This window comes from Streptomyces sp. E2N166 (genome assembly GCF_003671715.1).
Classification (GTDB): Bacteria; Actinomycetota; Actinomycetes; order Streptomycetales; family Streptomycetaceae; genus Streptomyces; species Streptomyces thinghirensis.
In genome coordinates this window covers 170,692-181,338 of sequence record NZ_RAIF01000012.1, presented here as the reverse complement: position 1 = coordinate 181,338, position 10,647 = coordinate 170,692, and the positions used below count along the sequence as shown (strand labels likewise).

Sequence of the window (10,647 nt, the reverse complement as noted above, 5' to 3'; positions counted from 1 at the left end):
CGTCGCCGGCCGCATCCGCCGCCTGCTGGCCATGGCCGACAAGCGGGCCTCGGACCTCGGCATTCCCGGCACGGACGCCAACCTCGGCGAGGAGGAGCTGGCCGACAACCTCGTCGGCTGACCGAACGCGCGTCGGCCCACCGCACACGGGCCGTCAATGAGCCGGTGCGGGCGCCCACTTGGGTGACCGGCACCGGCTTTCGCGTGTCCTTGCCGCGCTCTTGACTCGATCATGAGCTGTCATGAGCCTGGCATCTGTTCGCTGCTGTGGCGAACGCAGGCCTGTCGGACAGGCCCCATCTAGGGGGGTTCATGAGACGAAGAGCGAGATCGATCCTCGCCGTCGGCGCGCTCCTGATCGGCGGAGCGAGCTTCGCGCCCATCGCCCAGGCACAACCCGCCGGCCCCGCGACCGCGGACACCGACGAGGTGAAGGTCTTCCGCGCCGACGTGACCCAGGAGCAGGTACCCCTGCTGCTGGCCGCCGGCCAGGACGGCCACGAACTCGGTGAGCAGGTCCCCGACAAGGGGACGGCCACCGTCGAGGTCTACCTCACCGACCAGCAGGCCGGGAAGCTGGAGAAACAGGGCGTCGACCTCAAGGAGCACACCCTCTCCACCCGCGCCGACAAGCGCGTCGAGGACGCCGCCGAGGGCGTCTTCCGCCCGTACGGCGGCAGCGGCGGCCTCAAGGAGGAGATCCTGCGGACCGCGCGGGACAACCCCCGCCTCACCAAGGTCGTCTCCATCGGCAAGACGGTGAACGGCCAGGACATCCTCGCGCTCAAGCTCACCAAGAACGCGAAGAAGTCGAAGGACGGCTCCAAGCCCTCCGTCCTCTACATGTCCAACCAGCACGCGCGCGAGTGGATCACCCCGGAGATGACCCGGCGGCTGATGCACCACTACCTGGACAAGTACGACAAGGACCGGCGGATCAAGAAGCTGGTCGACTCCACCGAACTGTGGTTCCTCCTGTCGGCCAACCCCGACGGCTACGACTACACGTTCGAGAGCACCGACAACCGCCTGTGGCGCAAGAACCTGCGCGACAACAACGGTGACGGCGCCATCGGCACCGGCGACGGCGTCGACCTCAACCGCAACTTCGCCTACAAGTGGGGCTACGACGACGAGGGTTCGTCCCCCAACCCCACCAGCCAGACCTACCGGGGCACCGGCCCGAACTCCGAGCCCGAGACCAAGGCCCTGGACGCCTTCCAGAAGCGGATCGGCTTCACGTACGGCATCAACTACCACTCCGCGGCCGAGCTCATCCTCTACGGCGTCGGCTGGCAGGTGGCCACGAACACCCCGGACGACGTCCTCTACGAGGCGCTCGCCGGTACGCCGGACAACCCCGCGATCCCCGGCTACCACCCGCAGGTCTCCTCGGAGCTGTACACCACCAACGGCGAGGCGGACGGCCACGCGGCCAACGTCAACGGCATGGCGATGTTCACCCCTGAGATGTCGACCTGCCAGACCATCTCCGAGCAGGACCCCGACGACGAGTGGAACGCGGGCGACTGCCAGTCGGGCTTCAACTTCCCCGACGACGAGAAACTGATCCAGCAGGAGTTCGCGAAGAACATCCCCTTCGCGCTCTCCGTCGCCGAGACCGCCGCCCACCCCGACCGGCCGTCCTCCGCGGTCGGCCTGGAGGCCGCCGACTTCACCCCGGCCCCCTTCACCACGTCCTACTCGCGCGGCGCCGACCAGGAGGTCTCCGTCGTCGTACGCAAGTCGGTGCGCGACAAGGAGCTGAAGTACCGCGTCAACGGCGGACGCGTCCACGACATGAGGCTGCGGCCCTGGCGGGGCGGCGAGACGTACGGCGGCGAGGACAACCTCTACTTCGACGAGTACCGGGCCAAGGTCAAGGACGGCGACCGTGGCGACCGGGTCGAGGTCTGGTTCGCCGGCGAGACGAAGCGCGGCAAGCGGACCGAGAGCGAGCACTTCACGTACACGATCGCCGAGCGGCCCCGCGCGGACGTCCTCGTCGTCGCCGAGGAGGGCGCGAAGGCCACGCAGACCCAGAAGTACGTGGACGCCCTGAAGGCCAACGGCCGGCGGGCGGCCGTCTGGGACGTCGCCACCCAGGGCGCGCCCCACGCGCTCGGCGTCCTCGACCACTTCCACACCGTCGTCCACCACACCGGCGCCGCGGTCCCCGGCAACGCCACCCAGCTCCAGCTGCGTGCCTTCCTCAACGAGGGCGGCAGGCTGATCGAGGCGGGCGAGCGGGCCGGCGGCAGCGTCGACCTCGGCGGCGGCACCATGTCCAACGACTTCAGCCAGTACTACCTGGGCGCCTACACCCGTACCTCGACCCCCGGGGCCACCGGATTCACCGGCTCCGGCAAGCTCGGCGGAACCGCCGGCACGCTCGGCGACGCCCCCGGCAACCCGCTGGACACCGCCGGAACCTACAGCGTCACCTCGGACCAGCTGCCCACCGACACCTACCCGCAGTTCGCGAGCGCGGGCGCCGGGGCGTTCGCCGGCACCGTCAACCCGTACGGGCCCTACGCGGGCGAGTGGATGGCCGCCGCCGTCCACACCGACGACGCCTACAAGCGGCTCACCCGCACCGTCGACCTCACCGGTGTCACCGCCTCCGACCGGCCCACGCTCCGCACCCAGCTGCTGTGGGACACCGAGAGCGGCTACGACCACGCCCTGGTCGAGGCGCACACCACCGGCGCCGACGACTGGACCACGCTCCCCGAGACGGGCGGCGCCACCGGCACGGCCGTACCGGCGGAGTGCGCGGCCGGGTTCTACATGGGTGAGCACCCCTGGCTGGAGCGCTACCTCACCCTGTCCGACGACGGCTGCACCGCGACCGGCACCACCGGGCAGTGGAACAGCCTCACCGGCTCCTCCGGGGGCTGGCGGCAGGTCGAGTTCGACCTGAGCGCCTACGCCGGGAAGTCCGTCGAGGTGTCGATCGCCTACGTCACCGACCCCGGCAGCGGCGGACGCGGTGTCCTCGCCGACGAGGCCTCGCTGGTCGTCGGCGGTACGGCGACCGAGACCGAGGGCTTCGAGACCGCGCTCGGCGCCTGGGAGGTCGCCGGGCCGCCCGCGGGCAGCCCCGCCGTCCTGAAGGACTGGGCCCGCACTGGCACCCTGTTCCAGACGTACGGCGCGGTCACCACGGACGACACCGTCCTGCTGGGCTTCGGCCTGGAGCACCTCACCGAGCCGGCCGCCCGGACGGCTCTGGTCCGGCAGGCGCTGCGTGCCCTGGACGAGTGAATCCCGGGCCGCTGGGGACTGACAAGGTGTAGCGAAATCGGGTGATCGGTCCCCGTGGCCGAGGGCGGTCCGTACCCCTACTGGCGGGTACGGACCGCCCTGCCGGGTATGGGTCGTCTCGATGTCACTCCCGAGGCCCCGGAGAGGTAGGGTCGGAGGTGGTCGGGGACATCCCAAATACAGCTCGCCGGCACATCGGGCCGGCGTACCAACGAGGAGATCGGTTCGTGACGATCCGCGTAGGCATCAACGGCTTTGGCCGCATCGGTCGTAACTACTTCCGCGCGCTGCTGGAGCAGGGTGCAGACATCGAGATCGTGGCTGTCAACGACCTGGGTGACACCGCGACCACCGCCCATCTGCTGAAGTACGACACCATCCTCGGGCGCCTCCCGTACGAGGTCTCGCACACCGAGGACACCATCACCGTCGGCGACAAGACCATCAAGGTCCTCGCCGAGCGCAACCCCGCCGACATCCCGTGGGGCGAGCTGGGTGTCGACATCGTCATCGAGTCGACCGGCATCTTCACGAAGAAGGCCGACGCCGAGAAGCACATCGCGGGCGGCGCGAAGAAGGTCCTCATCTCGGCCCCGGCCAAGGACGAGGACGTCACCATCGTGATGGGCGTCAACCAGGACAAGTACGACGCGGCGAACCACCACGTCATCTCCAACGCCTCCTGCACCACCAACTGCGTGGCGCCGATGGCCAAGGTCCTCGACGAGAACTTCGGCATCGTCAAGGGCCTGATGACGACGGTGCACGCGTACACGAACGACCAGCGCATCCTGGACTTCCCGCACAAGGACCTGCGCCGCGCCCGTGCCGCCGCGGAGAACATCATCCCGACCACCACGGGCGCCGCCAAGGCCACCGCGCTGGTCCTCCCGCAGCTCAAGGGCAAGCTCGACGGCATGGCGATGCGCGTCCCGGTCCCGACCGGCTCGGTCACCGACCTCGTCCTGGAGCTCGGCCGCGAGGTCACCAAGGAAGAGGTCAACGCCGCCTTCCAGAAGGCCGCCGAGGGCGAGCTCAAGGGCATCCTCGAGTACACCGAGGACCCGATCGTCTCCTCGGACATCGTCAACGCCCCGGCGTCCTGCACCTTCGACTCGTCCCTGACCATGGTCCAGGACGGCAAGAACGTGAAGGTCATCGGCTGGTACGACAACGAGTGGGGCTACTCCAACCGCCTCGTCGACCTCACGGTCTTCGTCGGCAACCAGCTCTGATCGACTCGGACTCAGCAGGCACCTCGATGCGGTAGCAGGGCTCGGGCAGCGCAAGGCCGCGCTGCCCGGGCCCTGCGTCGCGTCCGCAGCGACCAGCCCTCGTAGGATCACGAGCGATCCGAGAACCCAGGAGCCCACTGCATGAAGACGATCGACGAACTGCTCTCCGAAGGCGTCACTGGCAAGCGCGTCTTCGTCCGCGCCGACCTCAACGTGCCGCTGGACGGCACCACCATCACCGACGACGGCCGCATCCGCGCCGTGGTGCCCACCGTCAAGGCCCTGGCCGACGCGGGCGCGCGCGTGATCGTCGCCTCGCACCTGGGCCGCCCCAAGGGCGCCCCGGACCCGGCTTTCTCCCTCGCCCCGGCCGCCGCCCGCCTCGGTGAGCTGCTCGGCGCCGACGTCGCCTTCGCCGAGGACACGGTCGGCACCTCCGCCGAGTCCACGGTGTCCGGCCTCTCGGACGGCCAGGTGGCCGTCATCGAGAACCTGCGCTTCAACGCCGGCGAGACCAGCAAGGACGACACCGAGCGCGCCGCCTTCGCAGACCGGCTGGCCGGCCTCGCGGACGTGTACGTCGGCGACGGCTTCGGCGCGGTGCACCGCAAGCACGCCTCCGTCTTCGACCTGCCGAAGCGGCTGCCGCACTACGCCGGGTACCTCATCGCCACCGAGGTCGGCGTCCTGAAGAAGCTCACCGACGACGTCCAGCGCCCGTACGTCGTCGCCCTCGGCGGCGCCAAGGTCTCCGACAAGCTCGCCGTCATCGACCAGCTGCTCGGCAAGGCCGACCGGCTCCTCATCGGCGGCGGCATGGCGTACACCTTCCTCAAGGCCCAGGGTCACGAGGTCGGCGTCTCCCTCCTCCAGGAGGACCAGATCCCGGCCGTCAAGGAGTACATGGAGCGCGCGGAGAAGAACGGCGTCGAGCTGGTCCTCCCCGTCGACGTCCTGGTCGCCTCCGAGTTCCCGGACCTGAAGACCAAGGCCCCGGCCCACCCCGCCACCGTCGCCGCGGACGCCATCCCGGCCGACCAGGAGGGTCTGGACATCGGCCCCGAGACCCGCAAGCTGTACGCATCGAAGCTCGCCGACGCCGCCACCGTCTTCTGGAACGGCCCCATGGGCGTCTTCGAGCACCCCGACTACGCCGAGGGCACCAAAGCGGTCGCCCAGGCCCTCCTCGACGCCCCGGGCTTCACCGTGGTCGGCGGCGGCGACTCCGCCGCGGCCGTCCGTACGCTCGGCTTCGACGAGAACGCATTCGGCCACATCTCGACCGGCGGCGGCGCCTCCCTCGAATACCTCGAGGGCAAGACGCTCCCCGGCCTCGCCGCACTGGAGGACTGACCTCAATGACCACCCGCACGCCGCTGATGGCGGGCAACTGGAAGATGAACCTCAACCACCTCGAGGCCATCGCCCACGTCCAGAAGCTCGCCTTCGCCCTCGCGGACAAGGACTACGACGCCGTCGAGGTCGCCGTCCTCGTCCCCTTCACCGACCTGCGCTCGGTGCAGACCCTGGTCGAGCACGACAAGCTCAAGATCAAGTACGGTGCCCAGGACGTCTCCGCCCACGACGGCGGCGCCTACACCGGCGAGATCTCCGGCCCGATGCTGGCCAAGCTGCGCTGCACCTACGTCGCGATCGGCCACTCCGAGCGCCGCCAGTACCACGCCGAGACCGACGAGCTGGTCAACGCCAAGGTCAAGGCCGCCTACAAGCACGGACTCACCCCGATCCTGTGCGTCGGCGAGGAACTGGACGTCCGTGAGGCGGGCAACCACGTCGCCCACACCCTCGCCCAGGTCGAGGGCGGCCTGAAGGACCTCCCGGCCGAGCAGGCCGAGACCGTCGTGATCGCCTACGAGCCCGTCTGGGCCATCGGCACCGGCAAGGTGTGCGGCGCCGAGGACGCCCAGGAGGTCTGCGCGGCCATCCGCGGCAAGGTCGCCGAGCTGTACTCGCAGGAGCTGGCCGACAAGGTCCGCATCCAGTACGGCGGCTCGGTCAAGTCCGGCAACGTCGCCGAGATCATGTCGCAGGCCGACATCGACGGCGCGCTGGTCGGCGGTGCCTCGCTGGACTCGGACGAGTTCGTCAAGATCGTCCGCTTCCGCGACCAGTAGCCTGCCCACCAGGTCGATCAGCGGATCGACCGGTGAGTATGCGTCGGCGGCGATACGTCGTACCCTTGCGGGGGCATGGTGGCCTGCTGTCACCGTGCCCCCGTCGTTCATCCGAATCCGAGGAAGTTGGTCCAGCCGTGGTTTTGGGGTTCTCGATCGCCCTGATCGTCTTCAGCCTGCTGCTGATGCTGCTGGTGCTGATGCACAAGGGGAAGGGCGGCGGCCTCTCCGACATGTTCGGTGGCGGCATGCAGTCGTCCGTCGGCGGCTCCTCGGTCGCCGAGCGCAACCTCGACCGGATCACCGTGGTGGTCGGTCTGCTGTGGTTCGCGTGCATCATGGTGCTCGGCCTGCTGATGAAGGCGAACAACTGAACAACTGACACACCCCGCACTTGAGTACGTAAAGCCCCATGTCCGGTACGCGCCCCACGGCGCCGCCTATCATGGGGCTTGCGTCTGGGCGCTTGGGCTTGTAACTCCAATCACTGGACGCGCGTTGGGCCTTACGTAGACTGAGGCGCTCGCAGCGAAGCGAACGCCGACTCGCTTTGCGGCACCATCACGCAGGGAGTTACGACCGTGGCAAGTGGCAACGCGATCCGGGGAAGCCGGGTCGGGGCGGGGCCGATGGGCGAGGCCGAGCGTGGCGAGTCCGCGCCGCGCCTGCGCATCTCCTTCTGGTGCTCCAACGGACACGAGACGCAGCCCAGCTTCGCGAGCGACGCACAGGTCCCCGAGACCTGGGACTGCCCGCGATGCGGTTTCCCCGCCGGACAGGACCGGGACAATCCACCGGACCCGCCGCGCACCGAGCCCTACAAGACGCATCTCGCCTATGTGCGCGAGCGTCGCAGCGACGCGGACGGCGAGGCGATTCTCGCCGAGGCGCTCGCCAAACTGCGGGGCGAGATCTAGACCGGCCTCCTTCAGGCCCCTTCGGTCTTCAAGGCCCCCTTCGGTCTTCATCGGCCAGTCTTCTCGCGGGCTGATCAATTAGGTTGGACCAGCCGGGACAGCTGGGACACCGAAGGAAGAAGGCTGAAGTCCGACATGAACGCAGACGGCCGTACCAGGCTCAACCAGACGCCCGAATGGACCGCGCTGGCCAAGCACCGCGAGGAGCTCGGCGAGGTGCTGCTGCGGGAGCTGTTCGCCGCCGACCCCGGTCGCGGCACCGGCTGCACGCTCCGGGTGGGAGACCTGTACGTCGACTACTCCAAGCACCTCGTCACCGACGAGACCCTGCGGCTGCTGCGGGAGTTGGCCGCCGCCACCGACGTGTTCGGGCTGCGCGACGCCATGTTCCGCGGCGAGCGGATCAACACCACCGAGGACCGGGCGGTGCTGCACACCGCGCTGCGCGCCCCGCGGGACGCGGTGATCGAGGTCGACGGCGAGAACGTCGTCCCCAAGGTGCACGCCGTGCTCGACAGGATGGCCGGCTTCGCCGACCGCGTCCGCTCCGGGGAGTGGAAGGGCCACACCGGCAAGCGCATCAGGAACGTCGTCAACGTCGGCATCGGCGGCTCCGACCTCGGCCCCGCCATGGCCTACGAGGCGCTGCGCGCCTTCACCGACCGCGAGCTGACGGTCCGTTTCGTCTCCAACGTCGACGGCGCCGACCTGCACGAGGCCACCCGCGACCTGGACCCGGCCGAGACGCTGTTCGTCATCGCCTCCAAGACCTTCACCACCATCGAGACGGTCACCAACGCCACCTCCGCCCGGACCTGGCTGCTGAACGCGCTCGGTGACGAGAAGGCCGTCGCCAAGCACTTCGTCGCCCTGTCGACGAACGCCGAGAAGGTCGCCGACTTCGGCATCGACACCGCCAACATGTTCGAGTTCTGGGACTGGGTCGGCGGACGCTACTCGTACGACTCGGCGATCGGCCTCTCCCTGATGATCGCCATCGGCCCGGACCGCTTCCGCGAGATGCTCGACGGCTTCCACCTCGTCGACGAGCACTTCCGCACCGCCCCCGCGGAGTCCAACGTGCCCTTGCTGATGGGCCTGCTGGGCATCTGGTACGGCAACTTCCACGACGCCCAGTCGCACGCCGTGCTGCCGTACTCGCACTACCTGTCGAAATTCACCGCGTATCTCCAGCAGCTCGACATGGAGTCCAACGGCAAGTCCGTCGACCGGGACGGACGCGAGGTGGACTGGCAGACCGGCCCGGTCGTCTGGGGCACGCCCGGCACCAACGGACAGCACGCCTACTACCAGCTCATCCACCAGGGCACCAAGCTCGTCCCGGCGGACTTCATCGGCTTCGCCGAGCCGGTGGCCGAGCTGAGCGACGAGCTGAAGGCCCAGCACGACCTGCTGATGGCGAACTTCTTCGCGCAGACCCAGGCGCTCGCCTTCGGCAAGACGCCGGACGAGGTGCGGGCCGAGGGCGTGCCGGAGGAACTGGTCCCGCACAAGACGTTCCGGGGCAACCACCCGACGACGACGATCCTCGCCCGCGAGCTGACCCCGTCGGTACTCGGCCAGCTCGTCGCCCTCTACGAGCACAAGGTGTTCGTCCAGGGCGCGGTGTGGAACATCGACTCCTTCGACCAGTGGGGCGTCGAACTCGGCAAGGTGCTCGCCAAGCGCGTCGAACCCGCCCTCACCGAGACGTTCTCATCAGCCGCTGCCGCGGCGGGCTCGGTCCCCGGCCTGGACGCCTCCACCAAGGCGCTGGTCGCCGCCTACCGGGAGCTGCGCGGCCGGCGGTGAGGGGCGGGGCTGTGGTGGCCCGGCCGGCGTCCGGTCAGGCCACCGCGCTCAGGGTGTCCGCGAGGCGGCGCCGGGCCGCCCGTGCCGACGGTACGGCGGCCAGCGCGGCGGCACCGAGCACCGCGGTCCCGCCCAGCAGGGTGAGGAAAACGGGGGAGGGGGCCTGGGCGATCCCCGCGCCGATGCCGCTGGAGGCGCCCTGGGCGTCGATCAGCCAGTGCGCGAGCGGCAGCCCGAGAGCGGTGGCCAGGAGCACGGCCGCCAGGGCGGTGCACGCGGTGGCCGTGACGGTGATGCCGGTGATCTGGCGCGGGGACAGGCCGATCGCCTTGAGGGCGAGCAGGTCCCGTTCGCTCTCCCGGACGGTGCCGCCGATGGCGGTGAGCAGTTCGATCAGCCCGATGAGGGCGAGTACGGCGATCAGACCGAGGACGACTCCACGCAGCGGGGAGAGCCCGTCGGCGGGGTTCGTCACGGAGTGCACGTCGAGCCGTCCGTGCCCGGCCTCGGAGAGCCGCCCGGCGACCTCGCCCGGGTCGGCGCCGGGGTGCAGGCGGAGCTGGTAGAGGGTCGGGCTCAGCCGCGTGTCGTTCTCCCGGAGGGTGTCGAGGGACGTGGAGATGACCCGGCCCCCGTTCTCCGGTTCGATGCTGCGGCCCACGATGTGCAGGATCTGCGGCTGGTCGCCGACCGTCATCCGCACCCAGTCGCCGACCCGCACCTCCAGCAGGTCGAGCAGGCCCTGCCCCGCCACCGCCTCGTCCGGTCCGTGCGCGCGGCGGCCCTCGGCCAGGGCGTACGGGGAGGGGTCCGCGCGGGTGCCGAGCCCGCGCAGCGCGATGGTCGCGGTCTGGCCCGGAACCAGGGCGGCCACCTCGACGCCCGGGTAGGCGGCGGCGACCTGAGGGTCCCCCTCCAGCAGGGCGCGGGTGCCGCGGTCGCCGAGACCGGCGTCGGCGCGGACGGTGAGGGCGGTGGGCAGGCCGAGCTGCTCGGGCCGGCTGTGGAAGCGGTCGATGGTGGTCCACGCGCTCATCGCCACCACGATCAGCAGCAGTGGCAGCGTGAGGCGGGCGACCGTGGCGAGCGAGCGCGGGCGGCGCGTGAACGCCTTGTGCCAGCCGAGGACGAGCGCGGGCGGCACCCGTACCTCCACCTCCCGCACGCCGGGCGACGCCGTGGCACCCGGCACACCGGGCACGCCCGGTTCATCGGCCCCTCCCTTACGCCCGCGCACCCGCACCCTGAGCACCCGCAGCCCCAGCGCCCTCCGTGCCGCGC

The 10,647-nt window shown here is 70.0% G+C and carries 8 protein-coding genes and 1 pseudogene; 8 read left to right on the top strand and 1 reads right to left on the bottom strand.

Features of this window, described 5'->3' with window-relative positions:
• From EBH09_RS08465 to pgi, 8 genes and pseudogenes are all read left to right on the top strand, one after another.
• A pseudogene (locus tag EBH09_RS08465) lies at positions 1–121 on the top strand (DNA-binding protein WhiA); the annotation flags it as partial.
• Between the two features lie 191 nt (positions 122–312).
• The gene (locus tag EBH09_RS08460) at positions 313–3,267 is read left to right on the top strand and encodes a M14 family metallopeptidase (RefSeq protein WP_121746423.1); all 2,955 of its coding nucleotides are present in this window, start codon (positions 313–315) and stop codon (positions 3,265–3,267) included.
• 227 nt (positions 3,268–3,494) lie between these two features.
• Positions 3,495–4,502, top strand: a complete 1,008-nt coding sequence (gap, locus tag EBH09_RS08455) for a type I glyceraldehyde-3-phosphate dehydrogenase (protein WP_121746422.1) — start codon at positions 3,495–3,497, stop codon at positions 4,500–4,502.
• 141 nt (positions 4,503–4,643) lie between these two features.
• On the top strand, positions 4,644–5,855 hold the full coding sequence (locus tag EBH09_RS08450) for a phosphoglycerate kinase (RefSeq protein WP_121746421.1): 1,212 nt from the start codon (positions 4,644–4,646) through the stop codon (positions 5,853–5,855).
• Positions 5,856–5,860: 5 nt separating this feature from the next.
• A complete protein-coding gene (tpiA, locus tag EBH09_RS08445) occupies positions 5,861–6,637 on the top strand; it encodes a triose-phosphate isomerase (RefSeq protein ID WP_121746420.1) in 777 nt (258 codons plus the stop codon).
• A 137-nt stretch (positions 6,638–6,774) separates the two neighbouring features.
• Positions 6,775–7,011 carry a preprotein translocase subunit SecG gene (gene secG / locus EBH09_RS08440; RefSeq protein ID WP_079160504.1) on the top strand — a complete coding sequence of 79 codons (237 nt, stop codon included), beginning with the start codon at positions 6,775–6,777 and terminating at the stop codon, positions 7,009–7,011.
• A 207-nt stretch (positions 7,012–7,218) separates the two neighbouring features.
• Positions 7,219–7,554: an RNA polymerase-binding protein RbpA gene (locus EBH09_RS08435; protein WP_003976875.1), complete on the top strand. Its 336-nt coding sequence runs from the start codon at positions 7,219–7,221 to the stop codon at positions 7,552–7,554.
• Positions 7,555–7,689: 135 nt separating this feature from the next.
• Complete coding sequence (gene pgi / locus EBH09_RS08430; RefSeq protein ID WP_121746419.1) at positions 7,690–9,366, top strand: glucose-6-phosphate isomerase; 1,677 nt, start codon at positions 7,690–7,692, stop codon at positions 9,364–9,366.
• A gap of 34 nt (positions 9,367–9,400) precedes the next feature.
• On the opposite strand, the gene EBH09_RS38670 is transcribed toward pgi, so the two are convergent.
• Positions 9,401–10,647: FtsX-like permease family protein (locus EBH09_RS38670; protein ID WP_345940928.1), on the bottom strand; the 1,247-nt coding region annotated here is incomplete at its 5' end.